The organism is Micromonospora sp. NPDC050784, from assembly GCF_044456765.1.
GTDB lineage: Bacteria > Actinomycetota > Actinomycetes > Mycobacteriales > Micromonosporaceae > Micromonospora > Micromonospora foliorum.
Map to the genome: position 1 here is coordinate 32000 of NZ_JBITGG010000029.1, position 18780 is coordinate 50779.

16 protein-coding genes are annotated in these 18780 nt (G+C 70.2%); 9 read left to right on the forward strand and 7 right to left on the reverse strand.

From position 1 onward, the window contains the following. Positions 1 to 2535, reverse strand: a complete 2535-nt coding sequence (locus ACIBD9_RS29530; RefSeq protein ID WP_396722560.1) for a WD40 repeat domain-containing serine/threonine protein kinase — start codon at positions 2533 to 2535, stop codon at positions 1 to 3. 167 nt (positions 2536 to 2702) lie between these two features. Between ACIBD9_RS29530 and ACIBD9_RS29535 the strand changes: the two genes are divergently transcribed. The 5 genes from ACIBD9_RS29535 (at position 2703) to ACIBD9_RS29555 (ending at position 7668) form a co-directional block, all read left to right on the forward strand. After that, positions 2703 to 3014, forward strand: coding sequence for a hypothetical protein (locus tag ACIBD9_RS29535; protein WP_396722563.1), 312 nt, complete (start codon positions 2703 to 2705; stop codon positions 3012 to 3014). After that, entirely contained in the window at positions 3007 to 3303 is a 297-nt protein-coding gene (locus ACIBD9_RS29540) for a WXG100 family type VII secretion target (RefSeq protein WP_396722565.1), read from the forward strand. The genes ACIBD9_RS29535 and ACIBD9_RS29540 overlap by 8 nt, the downstream gene beginning before the upstream one ends. A 12-nt stretch (positions 3304 to 3315) precedes the next feature. Further along, positions 3316 to 4539 (forward strand): hypothetical protein, encoded by a 1224-nt coding sequence (locus ACIBD9_RS29545; RefSeq protein ID WP_396722566.1) that lies wholly within the window; start codon positions 3316 to 3318, stop codon positions 4537 to 4539. 169 nt (positions 4540 to 4708) lie between these two features. Continuing rightward, positions 4709 to 5320: a hypothetical protein gene (locus tag ACIBD9_RS29550; protein ID WP_396722568.1), complete on the forward strand. Its 612-nt coding sequence runs from the start codon at positions 4709 to 4711 to the stop codon at positions 5318 to 5320. After that, positions 5317 to 7668, forward strand: coding sequence for a VWD domain-containing protein (locus ACIBD9_RS29555; RefSeq protein ID WP_396722570.1), 2352 nt, complete (start codon positions 5317 to 5319; stop codon positions 7666 to 7668). The genes ACIBD9_RS29550 and ACIBD9_RS29555 overlap by 4 nt, the downstream gene beginning before the upstream one ends. Before the next feature lie 149 nt (positions 7669 to 7817). On the opposite strand, the gene ACIBD9_RS29560 is transcribed toward ACIBD9_RS29555, so the two are convergent. Both ACIBD9_RS29560 and ACIBD9_RS29565 read right to left on the reverse strand, forming a co-directional pair. Further along, entirely contained in the window at positions 7818 to 9878 is a 2061-nt protein-coding gene (locus tag ACIBD9_RS29560) for a cellulose binding domain-containing protein (protein ID WP_396722572.1), read from the reverse strand. A 221-nt stretch (positions 9879 to 10099) separates the two neighbouring features. Then, positions 10100 to 10255, reverse strand: a complete 156-nt coding sequence (locus tag ACIBD9_RS29565) for a hypothetical protein (RefSeq protein WP_396722574.1) — start codon at positions 10253 to 10255, stop codon at positions 10100 to 10102. A gap of 259 nt (positions 10256 to 10514) precedes the next feature. Here ACIBD9_RS29565 and ACIBD9_RS29570 point away from each other — a divergent pair, with 259 nt between their 5' ends. From ACIBD9_RS29570 to ACIBD9_RS29580, 3 genes are all read left to right on the forward strand, one after another. Continuing rightward, entirely contained in the window at positions 10515 to 11849 is a 1335-nt protein-coding gene (locus ACIBD9_RS29570; protein ID WP_396722575.1) for a PHB depolymerase family esterase, read from the forward strand. A 529-nt stretch (positions 11850 to 12378) separates the two neighbouring features. Beyond that, positions 12379 to 13098: a vancomycin high temperature exclusion protein gene (locus tag ACIBD9_RS29575; RefSeq protein ID WP_396722576.1), complete on the forward strand. Its 720-nt coding sequence runs from the start codon at positions 12379 to 12381 to the stop codon at positions 13096 to 13098. Positions 13099 to 13136: 38 nt separating this feature from the next. Next, the gene (locus tag ACIBD9_RS29580; RefSeq protein WP_396722577.1) at positions 13137 to 13541 is read left to right on the forward strand and encodes a YbaB/EbfC family nucleoid-associated protein; all 405 of its coding nucleotides are present in this window, start codon (positions 13137 to 13139) and stop codon (positions 13539 to 13541) included. A gap of 20 nt (positions 13542 to 13561) precedes the next feature. Here the strand turns inward: ACIBD9_RS29580 and ACIBD9_RS29585 are convergent, their stop codons facing one another. After that, positions 13562 to 14575 carry a LacI family DNA-binding transcriptional regulator gene (locus ACIBD9_RS29585; protein ID WP_396722579.1) on the reverse strand — a complete coding sequence of 338 codons (1014 nt, stop codon included), beginning with the start codon at positions 14573 to 14575 and terminating at the stop codon, positions 13562 to 13564. Between the two features lie 293 nt (positions 14576 to 14868). Here ACIBD9_RS29585 and ACIBD9_RS29590 point away from each other — a divergent pair, with 293 nt between their 5' ends. Continuing rightward, positions 14869 to 16494, forward strand: a complete 1626-nt coding sequence (locus ACIBD9_RS29590; protein ID WP_396722580.1) for a glycoside hydrolase family 43 protein — start codon at positions 14869 to 14871, stop codon at positions 16492 to 16494. 47 nt (positions 16495 to 16541) lie between these two features. Here the strand turns inward: ACIBD9_RS29590 and ACIBD9_RS29595 are convergent, their stop codons facing one another. From ACIBD9_RS29595 to ACIBD9_RS29605, 3 genes are all read right to left on the reverse strand, one after another. Beyond that, positions 16542 to 17159, reverse strand: coding sequence for a hypothetical protein (locus tag ACIBD9_RS29595; protein WP_396722582.1), 618 nt, complete (start codon positions 17157 to 17159; stop codon positions 16542 to 16544). Between the two features lie 142 nt (positions 17160 to 17301). After that, complete coding sequence (locus ACIBD9_RS29600; protein WP_396722583.1) at positions 17302 to 18015, reverse strand: hypothetical protein; 714 nt, start codon at positions 18013 to 18015, stop codon at positions 17302 to 17304. After that, positions 18012 to 18611, reverse strand: coding sequence for an RNA polymerase sigma factor (locus ACIBD9_RS29605; RefSeq protein ID WP_396722584.1), 600 nt, complete (start codon positions 18609 to 18611; stop codon positions 18012 to 18014). Before ACIBD9_RS29605 ends, ACIBD9_RS29600 begins: the two co-directional genes overlap by 4 nt. Positions 18612 to 18780 lie beyond the last annotated feature (169 nt).

Below are 18780 nucleotides of genomic sequence, written 5' to 3' on the forward strand. Positions count from 1 at the left end.
TCAACTGCCCGAGCCGTACGTCCATACCCACAGTCCCTCGTCTCCGCCCACTGCGGCAGCACCGCTCGCGCTCAGCGCCACCACGTCCGAGGCCCACTCGTCCGTGGGGAAGAACCCCGCCTTATACACGTGCACGGTCCGGCCGGTCGTCGTCCGCCAGACGCGGATCTCGTCCCAACGGACGGTGACGAAGAGATCCCCCGGCCCGAATGCCGTGGCGCTGGGGCGCCCCGCCTCACCGACCAGGGTGGCCAGGATCTGGCCCGAGCCCGAGGCGTGAATCAGCACCTCCCCGTCGGCGGACACCTCGGACCACGGCGCAATGGGTCCGTCGATGCGGCCCGCGCTGCGGCCACTGGCGGTCTCCCAGGCCCGCACCGACCCCTTGCGGTCGAGGGTCACCAGCACCCGGCCATCCTGGCTGAGGCGGATCGACTCCACGTACCTCTCCTCGTCGGGCAGGTCGACGCGCTTGCCAGTGGACAGTGACGGCCATGCCTTGGCGTCGCCGGAGCCGACGGCTACGATGCCGGTCCCCTGGGGGGTGAACAGCAGGTCGGAGACCCGTTGGGTCTCGCCGAAGGGCAGCGTGGACGCGTTCTGGCGAGTGGCGACGTTCCAGAGCTTGACGACACCGTCCTCGCCGCCACTGGCGAGCGTCTTTCCGTCCGGGCTGAAGGCCAGCACGTTGATCTTCTTGGTGTGTCCGGGGATGACAGCCACGGCTCTGTGGTCGGCGACGTTCCAGAAGGTGATGCTGAACGTCGCGGTGTTCGCGCTCGCGAGCGTGGTGCCGTCGGGGCTGAACGCCACCGCGCTGACCGGATCGTCGGCGAAAGCCGCCATCGCCGCCTGCTGGCGGTACGTGTAGAGGTGACCGCTCAGCACGAGAGCCGCCAGCAGCGCGAAACAGAGCACCACCTCCGGCAGACGACGACCGAGCGGCCGAAAGGCCCGCGAAGGCCAGCCGACGACCTCGCCGGCCGGGCCCACGATCCGGACGTGACTCGGGACGACGGGGCGCAGTGTGCGCACTGTGTGCGCTGGGCTGAGGTTGAGGTCGCCGATGATCCAGACCGGGGCGCGGTCGCCCTGCTCTCGAAGAAGCCCGACGGCCCTCGCGCGACTCAGCGTGGACTCGGGTACGCGTCTTGTTAGTTCGATGCCGAGCCGGGAGCGGACGGTTGACGAACTGTCACCAGGCCCGACCGTGACGCTGGCGACATGCTCCCAGAGCAGTTCGTGTGCCTTGCGACGAGCATCACTCATCCGCACCGTCCGGGAGTCCACGCGTAGGGGTCCGTGCGGCGGGTCGACGACCCTCAGCGCAACCCATCCTCCCGCCACCCCCGCCGCCAGGAAGGCGGGAAACACCGTCCACACGGGCACGTCGATCGTCGTCAGCACGTTGATGAGAAGCACGGTCGCCCAGAGCACGAGGCCGATGAGGACTACCCGAACGGCGACGTTGGCCCTGCGGACCCTCTCCGGCACGACGACCTGGAAGCTCACCCCCGTCGACGGCGCCCCTGACCCGGCAGCGCTTGATCGTTGGCGGGGTGGAGCAGGCCCGTCCGGCTGCATGGTGGTGGGCTGCCGCTCCCATGCCTCGCCCTCCGGCGCGGGGCTGCCACCCTCCGGGGCCGATCGGTCGGGCCCACCCGACATCACCGGAATGGCGTCGTCCCGCTGACCGGTGGCACGCGCCAGGATCGGAACGTCGAGGAGGTCACGAGCCTGCTCGACGGTGAGCCGTTGCGCCACGTCGCGGGTGAGCAGACCGGCGACAACTGTGGACAGCGGCTCCTCGCAGTCGACGGCCGGAATGTCGCCGTACAGAACGGCGTGCAGAGTGGCCGCCGTGGAGGCCCGCTCGAACGGAAGTTCACCGTTCACGGCCTGGGCGAGGGTCACTCCGGCCGACCACAGATCCGCGGCGGGCGTGGGGTCGCTGCCGTGGAACAACTCCGGCGCGAGATACCCCGTCGAGCCCATCATCCCGTGCCGGGTCAGGCGAGCGTCCCCGGCCGCCTGGGCGATCCCGAAGTCGACAAGCTTCACCTCGTCGCCCGGAAGAACCATGATGTTGCCGGGCTTGACGTCGCGATGCACCACCCCGACCGAATGCGCGGCCTTGAGTGCGTCCAGCACGCGGATGCCGATTGCCGTCACCCGGGCGGGTGGCAGAGCTCCCTCCCGATCCAGGAGGTCGGCCAGCGTGGGAGCGTCCACCAACTCCGTCACGATGTAGACGGCCTCGTCGTCGTCAGTCGCCGGCACGAGGTCATGGATCGCGACGACCGCCGGATGGTTGATCCGCCCGGCAGTGCGCGCCTCCCGCAGCGCCCGCTCACCGAACAGCCGACGCTCATCGGTGGGTAGCCCGGCTGGAGCGCGGATCTCCTTGACCGCGACGGTACGTCCGATCAGCTCGTCGATCGCTCGCCAAACCACCCCCATGCCGCCTCGGCCGAGAATGCTCTCCAACCGGTAACGCCCCACAACGAGCCGCTGCGACGGCTGGGAATCCGGCACTGTCGCGCTCCTTGCCATCGACCACTACAGTCGGTGCGTACGATACTCCGACCGGCACCGGAGCGATGTCCGTCCACAAAGGACTCGACCAGTTCGGCACGTCCCGCTCAAGCGGGCAGCGCGGCTGGTCGCGATCGATGTGAGCACGGCTTCAGGGGGTCACGGGCATGGCTACCAGTTTTGGCTTCGATCGGGACGCGGTGCTCGCCGCCGCAGCAAAACTGCGGAGCCTGACGGCTGAATTCGATTCGTCTCGACGGCAGACCGGGCCATCTTCCACGACTGGCTCTGGAGATGTCGACCAGGCTCTCAAAGGATTTACCGAGGCCGCGATGCGACACCAGAGTGGCCTGACCATCGCCGTGGGTGCCGCAGCGGACCTGCTGAACGACGTGGTGGCAAGCCACGCACAGCTCGACAGCTCGCTGAGCGGCCAGCTGGCGAGCAACCAACCACCGAAGGGGAAGATCGATGAGTGACGTCAGCGTCGGCTACGAGGGCCTCCAGTCGGCGGCCCGGACCCTGAGCACCGGGCAGGAGGAGATGACCCAGAAGTTGACCGCCCTGAAGGCGATGATCGACCAGTTGGTCAACAGCGAATTCCGCACCCAACTGGCCTCGGGCCGCTTCCAGGATTCCTACCAGCAGTGGACCACCGGCGCCCAGAACATGATCGGTGGCTTGGAGGGCATGTCGTCGTTCCTGGTCGGCGTCGTACGCGAGCACCAGGATCTGGACGCCAGGTTGGCCGGGGGCATCAACGGCTGATCACCGGCCGACATGGACGACTGGCACGTACTCGATATATACGACGGCGATCCGACCCCGGGCACGCCAGCCTCGATTCAGGCGATGGCGACCTCCTCGCAGCGCCGCGCGGTGGAAATCAACGGGCACACGGCACGGCTCCGCTCCGTCGCGGCAAACAGCGGCAGCATGCGGCTGCGGGGCAACTACGCCGCGAAAATCGATCGCGAGCTCGGGCGACTACCCGGCGAGGCGAAGGTTTTGGCCGATGCCTACCTGGCCTGTGCCACGGCCCTGTCGGCGTTCGCCAACGAGCTGACTCAGCTGCAGGTGCGGTCCCGCAGTGCGCTGCGAATCGGAATGACGGCTGAGAGCCAGTACCGGGGTCTGCTTCAACAGTTTTGCGGTTTGACCGGCATGCGCACCTACGGTCCGGGCGTCTGGTATGGACTGGACGAGTCGTACGCGGCACCGCTGCGCGAACCGGTCCGCTCGCAGGCTCTCGCTGTCGCTCGAAACGCGCGCCTCTGCGCGGAGGAACGCGGGAAAGCCCGGGCTTCCGCTCTGCAGGCCAAGTATGAGTACGAAGTTGCCGCCGCCCTCTGCGTGAAGGCCATTCAAGCTGCGGGCATGCGGCTGGGTGTGTCGAACTCCGGGCTTACTGAACCAGCCCCGACGCGTAGCAGGGCGCCGAAGAGCTCGACGCGACGAGGCGGCGCGGGTAAGCCAAAGGTTGGCAAGGGCCTCCGGACGTCGGGGAAGAAGACCACCGGGAAGCCGGCGAAGAAGAGCACCGCGAAGCCGAAGGCGAAAAAGCCCCCCGCCACGCCGGTGGTGCGCAACAACGACCTGCCCGAGGTCACGATCAAGGTGCAGCGCAGGCCGTTCCACGCCCGCGGCCAGTTTGACCGGAAGATGAACGCGCTGAAGAAGCTCAGCGACGAGGGCAAGCTGTTCAAGCAGGCGAACCCGGTCGGCCGGGACAAGAAGATCACCGCGGACTACAAGAAGCGCATCCGGCAGAAGATCTTCGACAAGTACTGGCCCCACGACAAGAAGATGGCGAACGCCCTCGCTGCCCGACTCCGCAAGCAGCAGCCCGACCATGTGTGGGAGCTGCAACTCGGCGGCGCCGACGACGTTAGTAATCTGAAGCTTCTGCACGGCAGAACAAACTGGGATGTCGGCGGGCAAATCTGGCATCAGATCAAGAACCTGCCCGATGGCACACCGATCCGAATAGAGGTAGTGGATTGACCTCAGCCCTCGCGTCTGTACAACGCCCAGGATGATCCATTTCCGGCCCCTCGGGTCGGCTAGCTGACATCCTGCGGGCCGGATCACGACAGCGCTCACGGCACCCTGCGCGCAGGCTGGCCGGAATCGCCGACGACGACGGTCGGCACCCGGAGGAGGCTCGCGGCCCATGGGCGTACCCCGTGTAGGGACGGCGGGTCGAGCGGCGCTCGCCGGCGGTCTCGCCCTGCTGCTGATGGCCACCACGGTCGGCTGCAGACGGTCGCGTCCGTCCTCGGCCCCGACCGGCGGCACGGCGACCGTCGGCCTGACCGTCAGCGCCGCGCAACCGTCGTACCGGGTGGGTGAGCAGATCAGCCTGCGGCTGAAGCTGGTCAACAACCGCGACGCCGAGTGTCAACTGAGCCGGGTGCCGGACGGGGCGGTGACGGTCATGTCGTTGACCCGCGACGGCACGGCGGTGGCACCCGCGGTCGGCGGTGCCACCTACTACCGGGACTTCACCGCGTACCTGGTCGAGAACCTGGTGCGGGTGCCGTCGCGCGGGTCGGTGGAGCTGACGCTGGGCAGCGACCCGCAGAGCCCGGTCGGCGCGGCGCTGACCACCTCCGCGCCGGACGGGCGGGGTGGCGCCACCGTCACCTGGTGGCCGGTCGACCAGCCCGGGGCGTACCGGCTGGTGCTGGGCTACCTGCGGGCGCCGCTGCGGGGTGTGCCGGCGGATGCCTGTGCCGCGACGGCCGAGCAGGGCGCCGTCGCGTTCGAGGTGAGGGGCGGATGACCGGGATGCGCGTGATCCGGACGGGTCTGGTTCTGGCAGGCGTGCTGGTGCTCGTGGCCCCCCAGGCGGCGTCCGCCGTGGTCAGCGTCAATTCTGACCTGCAAACGGAGTACGCGGGCTGCGTCGGGCAGATTCGCAGCTCCGGCAACGGCAAGGTGCTCGAAGAACTCGAACGCTCGGGAAAGAAGATCCAGGTCCGAAGGCCCATCTTCGGCTCGGAGAGCAGCACCACGACGTACGTCCCGGGTAGCGACGTGCAGATCAACTGGGTGCCGGAGAACGACGGGCGGAAGCTGGACGACGAGGGTCCCGGCTTCACCGAGGACCAGTGCGCCACCCTCATCCACGAGATGAACCACGCCCTTGACGAGGTGAACGACACCGACCGCGGCCAGTTCTGCACACAGGGCGGCCAACAGGCGAGCACCGTGGACCCCGACGAGGTGCATGCGGTGTTGGCGGAGAACGCGTACCGGAAGGCGGTCGGCGTGCCGCTCCGCCCGTCGTACGGTGGAATGAAGCTGCCGTCGAACGGCAAGGACTGCGACCAGCCCAAGCCCCGACCACCCGGTGGTGGTGGTTGTTCGATCTCGGTGATCGGCAAGGGTTACCGGTGCGCGAACAGCAACGGGGACCCGCACCTGCTCACCTACGACGGTCTGCGCTACGACTTCCAGGCCGCCGGGGAGTTCGTGCTGACCCGCTCGACGAGCGACGACTTCGAGGTCCAGGTACGACAGACGATGTTCCCGGCCAGTTCGGTGGTGGCCGTCAACTCGGCCGTCGCGGTTCGGGTGGCCGGCGACCGGGTCGGCGTGTACGTCACACCCGACGGCCCGGCGGTCCGGGTGAACGGCGCCGCGCCGGTGTCCGCACCCGACGGGACGAAGCTGCCGCGCGGCGGCACCGTCACCACCTGGGGAGACGGCACGGTGACCGTGCAGTGGCCGGACGGCGCTCGGCTGACCGCGCAGCCGATCGGGGTGTGGGGGTTGAGCGTGAGCGTCAGCGCGCCCACCGCACGGGCCGGGACGCTGGAGGGTCTGCTCGGCGACCATGACGGTGACCGCGGCGACGACCTGACCGTGCGCGGCGGGAAGCGGTTGGCGCAGCCGCCCGCGTTCGAGGCGCTGTACCCCGGCTTCTCCGACAGTTGGCGTGTCGAGGCGCAACGCTCGCTGTTCGACTACGAGCCGGGGCAGAACACCGGCACGTTCACCGACCGGCGTTTCCCGGACCGGCTGCCCACCGTCGGGGACCTGCCCAACCGGGCCACCGCCGAACTCGTCTGCCGGCGAGCCGGTGTCACCGATCCGCAGATCCTCGCCGACTGTGTGCTCGACGTCGGCCTCACCGGGCAGGTCGCGTTCGCCGAGGACGCCGCCCGCGCGCAGCGCGACGTGCCCGCTGCCGGTGACGTCGACCTGGAGGTGAGCCGGGCCGGCACCACGGCCGCGATGAAGGTGCCGGGCCGGGCCGGCCAGAAGATCTTCGTGGAGGTGCCCGCCGCCACCGTACCGGATCGCTGTGGCGTGTTGCTGCTGCTCGACCCGCAGGGCCGTGAGCTGGCCACCGGCTGCGTCATCTCCGGCGTCGGCTTCATCGACACGACCACGTTGACCGCCACCGGCGACCACCAGGTGGTGCTCGACCCGTGGGATGCCGACCTCGGCCGGGCGACGGTGCGGGTCGTTCCGGTGACCGACGAGGAGAGGACGCTCACGCTGGACGGGCCCGCGGTCCGGGTGACCCTCGCCCAGCCGGGGGCGGTCAGCCGCCTGGCCTTTGACGGGCGCGCCGGCCAGAAGGTCTTCCTCCAGGTCACCGACGCCACACTGCCCGACCGGTGCAACCTGCTGCGTCTGCGCGACCCGGCCGGCGAACAGGTGACCAGCGGCTGTGTGATCGGCGGCCAGGGGTACGTCGACGGGTTCGTCCTGCCGGCCAGCGGCCGGTACGTGCTGGAGGTCGACGGGACCTCCACCGACACCGGCTCGGCGGACGTTCGGCTGCGCGACGCCACCGACGAGCAGGCCGACACCGTCACCGACGGTCGATCCGCCACCGTGACCGTCAGCCGGCCCGGCGCGGTGAGTCGGCTGCGGTTTTCCGCCGACGCCGGTCGTCGCATCATCGTCGAGGTGACCGCCGCCAGCCTGCCCGACCGGTGCGGGATTCTGCTCCTGAACAGCCCGGCCGGCGACGCGGTGGGAAGCGGCTGCGTCATCGGCGGGACGGGGCGGTTCGAGACGGGTCCGCTGCCGAAGGGCGGCACGTACACCCTCGTGCTCGACCCGTGGGCGGACGACACCGGCTCGGCCACGGTCATCATGCGCCAGGAGCTCTGACTGCGGCGGCTGTTGTGGGGGCCGGCTCTTCCCGGACGAGCGTGATGCCTGTGAGTCATCCTGATGACCCACAGGCATCACACACTTCGGGGATCGCGTCAGGGGCCAACCCCGAGCCGCCCTGACCATCGACACCCCTGGCCAATCGGTCAGCCGGTGGCGCAGACGGTGCCGTTGAGCGTGAACGCCGTGGGCAGCACGTTCGGTCCGCCGTACGCGCCGACGAAGCCGGCGCTCACGGTGCCGCCGGCGGCGATCTGCCGGTTGTCGGTGGTGGGCGTGACCCGCACCGCGGTGCCGACCTGCTCCCAGGTGGCGCTCCAACCACTGCTCACCTGCTGCCAGCCGGTGGGCCAGGTCCAGGTGAGCGTCCAGCCGTTGATCGGGCTGGCCCCGTTGTTGATGATCTCGACGCCACCGATGTAGCCGTTGCCCCAGTCGTTGCTGGTGGTGAAGCGGACGGTGCACGGGCTGTCGGCGGGGCTGCCGGTGGCGAAGGTGAGTGGCGGTGAGGCCCAGGAGACCCGTCCGGCGGTGTCGCGGGCCAGCACGTTGACGGTGTACCTGCTGCCCGGCACGAGGTTGTCGACGGTGAACGAGGTGGTCGCCGTCTCGCCGAGCTGCTCACTGACCGCGCCGTGCTGCCGGTACACCTCGTACTTGGCGATCGGACTGCCGCCCGGGGTGGCCGCCGGCCAGGTGATCGTCGCGGCGCGGTCGGTGACGCCGCTCGCGGTCGGCTGACCCGGTGCCGACGGCCGTCCGGCGGTCGCGCCGGCCGGGCGCAGCACGAGCGTGGTCAACGAGTACGCCGGCAGCGTCCGGCTGGTCGCCGAGCCGGACTGGCTGGTGGCGATGCCGGTGGCGCCGTTGGTGAGGGTGGAGACCGTCGGCGCGACGGTCGACGGGGTGAACCCGGCGTAGTCGATGGTGACCGGGTGAGCGTTGGCCGGGTCCTTGTTCACCAGCAGCACGGCGAGGTCACCATTGGCACGGCGGACGGCGTGGGCGGTGACCAGGGGCTCGTCGGTGCCGGCGCGAACGAACTGGTCGCCGGTCTTCGCGAAGAGCTTCATCATGCTCAGCCCGTGGTACGGCGCGAACGGTGTGTTCAGCGGCGGTTGGCAGACCGAGCCGTCCTCGCTGCACGCGCCGCTGGAGAGCATCCCGAAGTCGCCGTAGTCGGTCTGGCCGGCCACCTGCGTCACGGTGCCCATGCCGTTGTGCACGTTCCACCACTGGGCGGTGAAGACGCCGTTCTCCAGTAGCCCGCTGTAGACGTCGGCCAGGAAGAGCGCGGCCGGCTGGGTGTTCCGGCCGGCGTCGACGTTCAGCTCGGTGAAGCTGATGCCGATGCGGTCGGCGTTCGCGCCGGCGTACCGGGCGAGTTGCTGCCGCAGCAGGTAGGTCGCGTCGGGGAGGTGGTTGACGCGGGCCAGCGACTCGGCGGCTGTGCCGCCTGGGTACCAGTGCACGTCCACGAAGTCGATCTTCGGGCCGGCGATGGAGAGCACGGTCTGGTTCCACGGGCCCGGGTCGCTGCCGGCGGTGATTCCGTCCGGCCAGTTGCCCGGCATGGTCAGCACCGCTCCGACCTTGATGCTCGGGTCGACCGCCTTCATCGCGTCGGCGTACTCGACGACCAGCCTCGCGTACTGTGTCGCGCTCTTGTCCGGGTGATCGTCGGCCTCCCACGCGGACCCGTAGTGGCCGTTGCCGTAGTTCTCGTTGCCGACGGTCCAGTAGCGCGCGTCGTAGCCCTTGGTCACGTTGGCGTACCGCACCCAGTCGGCGGCTTCGGCGGGCGTGCCGGTGCCGTAGTTCGCGATGATCATCGGCTGCGCGCCGACGCGCCGGACCCCCGCCATGAAGGTGTCGAAGTCGGTCCCGGGCGCGACGTAGCCGCCGGGCGCGGTGTGGTCCTTCCAGTGGTAGATGTCGGCGTACGAGCCGCCGGGGTAGCGCATCATCTGCACGCCGGCAGCCCTGAGCAGGTCCGACGTCTCGGCGGTGCCGAGGTTCGCGTCCCAGATGGCGTGGTTGACGCCGAGAGCGGTGTCCGGCACGGTCGCCAGACCCGCGCGGGCGTTGACGGTCACGGTGACCGGGTCGGCCGCCGCGCTGGCGGTGGTTGGATCGACGCCGGCGAGGGCGCTCGCGGCGAGCAGCAGGCCCGTCAGGAGTGCTGCTCGGGTCTTCGGTTTACGCATGGGCGGGGTTCCTTCGCGCAGATGAGCCGCCCGGCCGGTCAGGGTGCGACGCGGTGACGGGCGAACTCGCGGACGACCGACCGTTGGTCCGTCGCTTGTGTCACCGTCCTCCGGAGATCACACCTGGATCCCGGTTGCCCAGTGGACGGACGTCAGCCCCGCGCGCGGCTCTTCATCGACGTACCACAATGGCACTGTCGGTCCGACAATCTCAAGGTGCGTCAAACGTCGTCTTCGCCGCGGCCGCCGCGCCCTGAACGACGCCCACGGACACTCACGGCAGCCAGCAGAGTGACGACCGCGGCGGCCAGTTGCAGCACGCCGCCGAGCAGATCGACCACGCCGGAGATGGCAGTAGCGTCTGGCAGATGGGTCATGAGACGGCCTCCGGGTTCGTGCCCACCGTCCGCTTCCTGCGGAAGGCCCTCCCCCGGGCCCAGCGGTGACCGCTTGAGCGCCGCCCTCATTGTGGCACTTACTCCCCACCGAGTGGAAGACGTGAACGCTCGACATGAGATCGACAGACGTCATACGTTACAGCTTGACGAACGGCATGTTATCGCTCACAGTCGATGCGAGGCGATCAGTGTCCGTGGCTCACGCCGGGTCCCCGACTCACGACAAGAGGAACCGCCGATGAGATCAAGGATCGCGCTGCTGGCCGCCACGTTGGTCACGGCCCTGGCGACGGTGACGGCCGTGCTCACGGTCGCCACCCCGGCGTCGGCCGCGACGCTCACCCAGGTGACCAACTTCGGCACCAACCCCACGAACCTGCAGATGCACCTGTACGTGCCGGACCGGGTCGCGGCCCAACCGGCCCTGCTCCTCGCCCTGCACTACTGCACCGGCAGTGGTCCGGCGGTGCACAGCGGCTTCGGGCTCAGCACCCTCGCCGACCGCTACGGCTTCATCGTGATCTACCCGTCGGTGACCCGGAGCAGCAAGTGTTGGGACGTCTCGTCACCGCAGGCCCTGCGGCGCGACGGCGGCAGCGACCCGGTCGGCCTCAAGTCCATGGTCGACTACGTCCGGAGCCGCTACCCGGTCGACGCCAACCGGATCGGCGTGGGTGGTTTCTCCTCCGGCGCCATGATGACCAACGTCATGGTCGGCCTCTACCCGGACCTGTTCAACGCCGGCTTCAGCTCCTCCGGGGTGCCGTTCGGGTGCTTCGCCACCACCAACGGAGCCGAGTGGAACAGCGAGTGCTCCGGCGGACGGATCGTCAGGAGCCCGCAGCAGTGGGGTGACCTGGTCCGCAACGCCTACCCCGGTTACACCGGCAAGCGTCCCCGGTTCCAGATCTGGCACGGCACCACGGACACCACCCTGAGCTACGTGAACTTCGGCGAGCAGATCAAGCAGTGGACCAACGTGCAGGGCGTGTCGCAGACCCCCAGCTTCACCGACTCCCCGCAGACCAGCGCCACCCGTACCCGCTACGGGGGCACCGGCGGCACGGCGCCCGTCGAGGCGATCAGCTTCCAGGGGTACGGCCACTCCATCCCCTTCGACGCCGCGCAGGCCATCCGGTTCCTCGGCTTCGACACCACGAGCCCCACCACGCCGCCACCCGGCGGTACGTCGGCGCCGCTGCGCAACACCGGCGCCAACCGCTGCCTGGACGTCCCGTCCCGGTCGCAGACCAACGGCACCCAGCTGACGTTGTGGGACTGCAACGGCGGCACCAACCAGCAGTGGACGTCGACGGCCACGAAACAACTCCAGGTGTATGGCACGAAGTGCCTGGACGCCGAGGGTGCCGGGACCTCGCCGGGCACCCGGGTGATCATCTGGGACTGCAACGGCGGCACCAACCAGCAGTGGAACGTCAACACCGATGGCACGGTCACCGGCGTGCAGTCCGGCCTGTGCCTGACGCCCAACGCCGCCGGAACCGCCAACGGCACCCCTGCGGTCCTGTCGACGTGCAACGGCACGAACAGCCAGCGGTGGACTCGAAGCTGACCCGGTGACCGACGTCGGCGGCGCACCTCGTCGGTTGCTCGTGCGGGTGCGCGTCCCGCTGTTCGGGCCCGGACTCCGAACAGCGGGACGCCACCCGGCGGCCAGGGCGGGTGCCGACGGTCGTCATCAGGGCGGCCCAGGTGTGGGCCCTGCTCAGCCGCGTGCGCTGGGCAGGTGAGCGGGCCGGTTGTCGTCGCACGACTGTCCCGGCTGCCGCGGTGCCCTGGAATTCCGGTGGCCGTTCATGCCTCGGCCGCGCGGCGCGCGGGTCGCCCGGTGGTGGTCTCGGGCCGTCTCGCGCCGGCCACGTGCCACCCGCCCCACGCCACGATCGTCGTCCAGCACGTCTCGGGTCAATGGCGACAGCTCCGTCGCAGCCGCCCGAGATTGTTCGAGTGTCGACGACTGTCCGTCACGTTAGCGCTAACAGTGAGCGATTGTCCATAGACAACGGTCTTCGTTTGCTGCTCGGGATGCTTCGCGTGTACGCCGACGACAGACGTGAGCGTGGGCCGAATAGCCTTGCGGCATGCGGGGACGATTCGGTGCGGCCAAGCGCTGGTACGCGGAGCACCGGCGGTTGGTCCGCCGAACGGTCCTCGCGCTCGTGGTGGGGGCGGTGGCGCTGACCGGCGGCACGGTAGCCAGCGTCACGTGGATCCGCGACACCGCGGAGGGCCACCTCTACGGCGAGGCCGAGGTGCCGGACGCACCGGTCGCGCTGGTCCTGGGCACCAAGGTGGACGCGGACGGCACGCCCTCGCCCGTCCTCACCGCCCGGCTGGAGATCGCGCGGCGACTGTTCGACGCCGGCAAGGTTCGGGCGATCCTGGTGTCGGGCGACAACATGAACGCCGATTACAACGAGCCCGCCGCGATGCGGAGCTGGCTGGTGCAGCGGGGCGTACCGGCGGACAAGGTGGTGCCGGACTACGCCGGCTTCGACACGTACGACTCGTGTGCGCGGGCCGAGCGGATCTTCGGGGTGCGGCGGGCCACGGTGGTGACCCAGTCGTTCCATCTTCCGCGCGCCGTGGCGCTGTGCCGGCGCCTCGGCATCGACGCCAACGGCGTGGGCGACGACAGCGCGAAGCGGTACGCCCAGACGTGGTGGTTCAGTTCGTCCCGGGAGAACGGCGCCTGCCTGAAGGCCGCGCTGGATCTGCTCTCCGGTCGGGACCCGGCGCACCTCGGGCGCCGGGAGACGGGCGTCGACGACGCGTTGCGCGTCGAGGTAACGTGGCGCTGACCAGGCGGTGATGGCCGCCGATGTCACCGGGGGTCGGCATGTGGGCGGACGAAGCCGCGTTGGACGCCGCAGGGCGCCGCCTCGATGAGTGGGAAACATCAATTGCTGATCGGGCCGCCCGCGCAAAGGCCCTGTCCACGCAGGTGCAGGCACTCACCGGCACCGCCACCAGCCCCGATCGTTCGGTCGAGGTAACCGTCAACGCGAGCGGCTTGTTGATTGGCCTGCGGCTCGATGAACGCATCCGGCAATACTCCTCGGCCCAGACCGCCCGCCAGATCATGGCGACCACCAGAGCCGCCCACGCCGATCTGCTGAAGAGGCTCACCGAGGCGACCACCGCGACCCTTGGTGACGGCGACCCTACCGGGCAGGCCATTATCGACTCCTACCAGCGCCGCATGGGCCCGGACGAAGGCCCGGGCCGCGGACGTCAGTCCTGAACAGCGTCGGCTGAAGATGCTCACGACCGTGGTGGTGCGGCGCTGTCGCGGACGATGAGTTCGGTGGCGAGTTCGACCCGGGGGCTCTCGGTCCTCTCGCCGCCGGCGAGGCGCAGCACGGTACGCGCGGCCAGCATGCCCATCTCGGCCAGGGGTTGCCGGACGGTGGTCAGCGGTGGGGAGCACCACCGCACCTCCGGCAGGTCGTCGAAGCCGACCACGCTGACATCGTCGGGCACCCGCAGGCCCCGTTTGCGGACGGCCTCGTAGACGCCGAGGGCCATCTGGTCGCTGGAGGCGCAGATGGCGGTGGGCGGATCGGGCAGGGCCAGCAGCTGCGTACTCGCGGTGAAGCCGGACTCGTGGTAGAAGTTGCCCGGGCGGATCAGGGCGTCGTCGACGGGGATACCGGCGGCGCCGAGAGCGGCCCGGTAGCCGTCCAACCGGGCCCGGCTGCACATCAGGTGCGGCGGGCCGGCGATGAAGCCGATGCGGCGGTGGCCGAGGCTGATCAGGTACTGGTTGGCGCTGAGGCTGCCCGCCCAGTTGGTGGCGCCGATGGTGGGTGACTCCTGCGGGTCGACCCCGGCCGGGTCGATGATGACGACCGGCAGGTGGAGCCGGCGCAGCTCGGCCTGCAACGGTGGGTTCACCATTGAGGTCACGAAGATGATTCCCTCGGTGGAGCGCGTACGCATGTTGTCGAGCCACTGCTTGGCCGAGGAGATGCGCCAGTGGATGGCCGACACGACGGTGCCGACGCCGCTGGTCTGGCCGACGTCCTCCACACCACGAATGATCTCCACGGCCCATGGGCTGTCCAGGTCGTTGAAGACCAGGTCGATGAGGGCGGCGTCGGTGCGCCGGGCCGGTGACCGGCGGCGGTAGCCGTGCCGGTGCAGGAGCGCCTCGACGCGTTCCCGGGTGTCGGCGGCGACGTCGGAGCGGCCGTTGATGACCCGGGAGACGGTGGGCACGGAGACGCCGGCCAACCGCGCGATCATGGCGATGGTGACGTTTCGGCCGTTGTCCATGCCCACGGTCCCCCTGCGTCCTGCTGGAAACTTCAGGTCTGCTCGCGGTGGTGCGTTGTCTCACGGTGTAGTCGGACGCCGACTGAGCCGGCGGGGTGGGGAGCTGTGGATCTCCGAAACTTTCGATGCTTAGCCGGTAATACCGATCGATGGCCGGCACGCTACGAGCTGTTGCCGCAACGGTCAATACCTCTGTCCTATTGCGAAAAGACCGGCTAACGTAGGCGCAACCTTCAATGGCCGGGGACCGCGAGTTTCCGGAAGTTACCGCCAGCCCGCCCAGAGGAGCGCTCGTGTCGACCGACATCGCTAACGTGGCGACCGCTACCCGGTCGATCCGCAATCCCGTCCTTGCCGGCTTCCACCCGGACCCGTCGATCCTGCGCGTCGGCGACGACTACTACCTGGCCACCTCGACCTTCGAGTGGTATCCGGGCGTGCTCGTGCACCACTCGCGTGATCTCGTGAACTGGCGCAGCCTGGGCGGGATCATCACCGACCGGCGCCTGCTCGACCTGCGCGGATGCGGCGACTCCAACGGGGTGTGGGCGCCCGACCTCACGTACCACGACGGTCAGTTCCACCTCGTCTACAGCGACGTGGCCAGCTTCGCCAGCGGCTACTGGGATCCGCAGAACTTCCTGGTCACCGCTGAGGAGATCACCGGACCCTGGTCCGACCCGGTGAAACTGCACGGGCGCGGGTTCGACGCGTCGCTGTTCCACGACGACGACGGCAGCACGTGGCTGCTGGGGATGAGCGCGGACTGGCGACCCGGCCGCGACCGCTTCGGCGGCATCGAGATCCAGCAGTACGACCGGGCCGCGCGCCGTCTGGTCGGCAGCCCCCGCATCCTGTTCACCGGCTCCCCCGCCGGGGTCACCGAGGGTCCGCACCTGTACCGCCACGACGGGTGGTACTGGCTCATCACCGCCGAGGGCGGCACCAGCTGGGAGCACCAGGTCACCGTGGCGCGGTCCCGGGAGCTGTTCGGACCGTACGAGGTGGACCCGGACGGGCCGCTGCTCACCTCCTTCGGACGGCCCGAGCTGCGGTTGCAGAAGGCGGGTCACGGCAGCCTGGTCCGCACGCAGAGCGGCGAGTGGTACCTGGCCCACCTGGTTGGGCGCCCGTACTCCCCGCTGGGCAACTGCGTGCTGGGTCGGGAGACCGCGATCCAGCGGGTCGAGTGGCCGTCGGGCGGCTGGCCGCGGATCGCCGGAGGGGTGCCCGCGGATGAGGTCGTCGCACCCGAACTGCCCGCGCACCCATGGCCGGCGGAACCCGAGACGGACCACTTCGACGCCCCCGAGCTGGGCCGGTGCTGGTCGACGCTGCGCCGACCGGCCACCCCGGACTGGGTCGACCTGCACACCCGCCCGTCGTACCTGCGGGTCCACGGCGGGCAGTCCCCGGTCGGTCGACAGGCACCCAGCCTGGTCGGGCGACGCGTCGGCGCGATGGAGTGCTCGCTGGAAACCGTGGTGGAGTTTCAGCCGGCCGACCACCGCCAGCTCGCCGGGATCACCGCCTACTACAACACCCTCAACTGGCACCACCTCTACCTGACCCGGGCCGACGACGGTCGGACGGTGCTGGAGCTGCTCAGTTCCGACAACGGGCGGCGCACCGCGTACCCCGAGCTGACCATCGATGTCGGCGGCGTCACCCGGGTCGGCCTGCGGGCCGTGTTCGACGGGCCGGCGGTGCGCTTCGACTACGACCTCGGCGCCGGTTGGCAGCGGCTGCCAATCGAGCTGGACGCGACCATCCTGTCCGACGAACACGCCGCGCTGATCATCGACGGTGAGCCGGCGGCGTGGGGCTTCACCGGGGCCTTCCTCGGCCTGTGGGTGCAGGACCTGGGCGGCGACGGCGTACACGCCGACTTCGACTTGGCCACCTACCGGGAGCAGTGACCACGCGGACGGCACGTCGGTGGGTGCCGTCCGCGTTCCCACTCGTCCTACTTCGCCTGGGCGGCGACGGCGCGTAGCTGGCCGAGGGTGGTGCGGAAACCGTGGCCGGACGCGGCCGGGTCCTCGGCGTTCAGCCCGCTGACGGCCATGGTCTGCGAGCGGGTCGTGGCGACGGCCTCCGCGCCAGATCCGTTCAGGTCGAACACACCGAAGTCGCCGCTGAGCGTCCGGAACGTCGGGGCCGCCGGGTCCTGGGCGAGGTAGAGCACCACGACCTGGCCCGCCTCGAGCGTCGACATGTTCGCCAGGTCCGGCACACCTGTGGGCAGAGTGGCGAGCGTGATCCGCGCCCCGGCCCGCACCGTCGATCCGGTCGCCGCGCGCAGCACCTCGTCGACCCGGAATCCGGCCGCCTCGACCTCACCGCGTACGACCAGGTCCGCGGTTTCGCTGAGCTGCCGCACGGTGCCGTACCCACGCAGCTTGCCCTTGATCGGCGGGGGCGCGACGTCGGTCGGCGTGGCCGCGCTGCTCGGGGTGGCGCTGCTCGGGGTGGGCGCTGCGGCCGCGTCGCCGCCGCTGCCGCAGGCGGACAACGCCGCCGCGGCGAGCACGGCGGCGGCCGTGGCCCACAGAGGCCGGGTACGGCGACTGTCGACTGCCATGGAACGCTCCTCGCGTCTCGGTGCCGTCCCGGGTCGTCTCGCTCGGAACGCGGCACTGCTTACGCCTTCTATCTGTGCGTCCCGGGCACTGAGTTCCATTCTTTTCTCGGACTCAGTCTCTCGGTCTCAGCTTTGCCGGGGCTCAGCGCCGCTCGCGGGCGAGCTGCCGAAGCTCGGCCAGCGTGGTGACGAACGCGCGACCCGCCCCGGTGGCGTCCTCGGTGCGCAGACCGGTCACCGACATCGCCGGTGACCGGCTGGTCGCCGTCTCCCCGGCGAGGTCGAAGATCCCGAACTCGCCGCCGAGCGGGCGGTAGACGCGCGCACCTGGGTCGGCGAGGCCCAGGTAGAGGACGGTCGGCCGACCGGCTGTCCCGGACACCTCCGCCGCCACCGTGATCTCCGTGGGCACCGGAGCGTCCGGGGCGCGGTAGAGCACCTCCGCCACCCGGTAGACCGCCCGCCCGTCCGCCACCGACGCCACCTCGCCGCGGACCACCAGGTCGGCGGTGTCGGTGAGTTGACGCACCGTGCCGTACCCACGGTTCTTGGCGGCCGGGCTCGGCGGCGCCGGCCGAGCGGCCGGGCGGCTCGTCTCGGATGACGGGAGCGCGGCCGGGGGTTCGTCGTCGGACCGGGCCGCGAGCCCGCCGCCGATACCCGCCGCGACCAGGACCACCGCGGCCGCCGCGAGCGCGGGCCGCAACGGCACGAAAGCCCTTCCTCGGGTACGCGGCTGCTGCGCGATCGCCGTCAGCAGGCGGCTGCGGTGCAGCTCGTGTCGGCCCGCCGGCAGGTCGTGATCGCCGGGGTGCGGCGCGATCTCCGCCCACTCGGCCGGGTCCGGCGCGCTCACTGGCTGCCCTCCCGCACGAGCGCGGCGTCCATGATCGGCGGCCGCGCGGTGCGCTGCGGGGCGTCGACGAGGGTGCGGAGCCGGGCGCGGGCCCGCGACAGCCGGGAGCGCACCGTGCCGACCGGAACACCCAGCGCCTCCGCCGCGGACTCGTAGTCGAGGCCCTCCCACAGGCACAGGGTCAGCACCTCGCGCTCGGGCCGGCGCAGCCGGGCCAGCGCGTCGATCGCGGCGGCGATGCGTCGGCTGTCGTCGAGTCGGCCGGCGACCTCGTCGGCGTGGTCGGGCAGGGTGAGGTCGGTGGCGAGCAGCGCCGCGGCCACCCTGCGGTAACGGCGGTTGCTGCGGGTGTGGTTGCGGGCCTCGTTGGTGGCGATGCCGAGCAGCCAGGGACGCAGCGACCCGCCCTCCTCGGTGACCCGCTCCCGGGAACGCCAGGCTTGCAGGTACGTGGCGGCCATGACGTCCTCGGCCGTGGCCCAGTCGGCGGTCAGCCGGAACGCGTGGTTGTACACCGAGCGCGCGTACTTGTCGAACAGCTCGGCGAACGCGCCGGGGTCACCGGCTCGCACCCGAGCGCGCAGACTCGACTCCATGACCATCTTCTGTCCGTCGGACGGTGCTGGTTCCGATGGACCGGCCCGTAGATCAGTTACGGCCCGACGATAGCCACCGGCAGGTACGTCCCGCCAACGACGGGATGAACAGGCACCGTCACGCCTCGCGGTCGGCGATTGACGAGGAATCGACGTACTGGTATCTGTT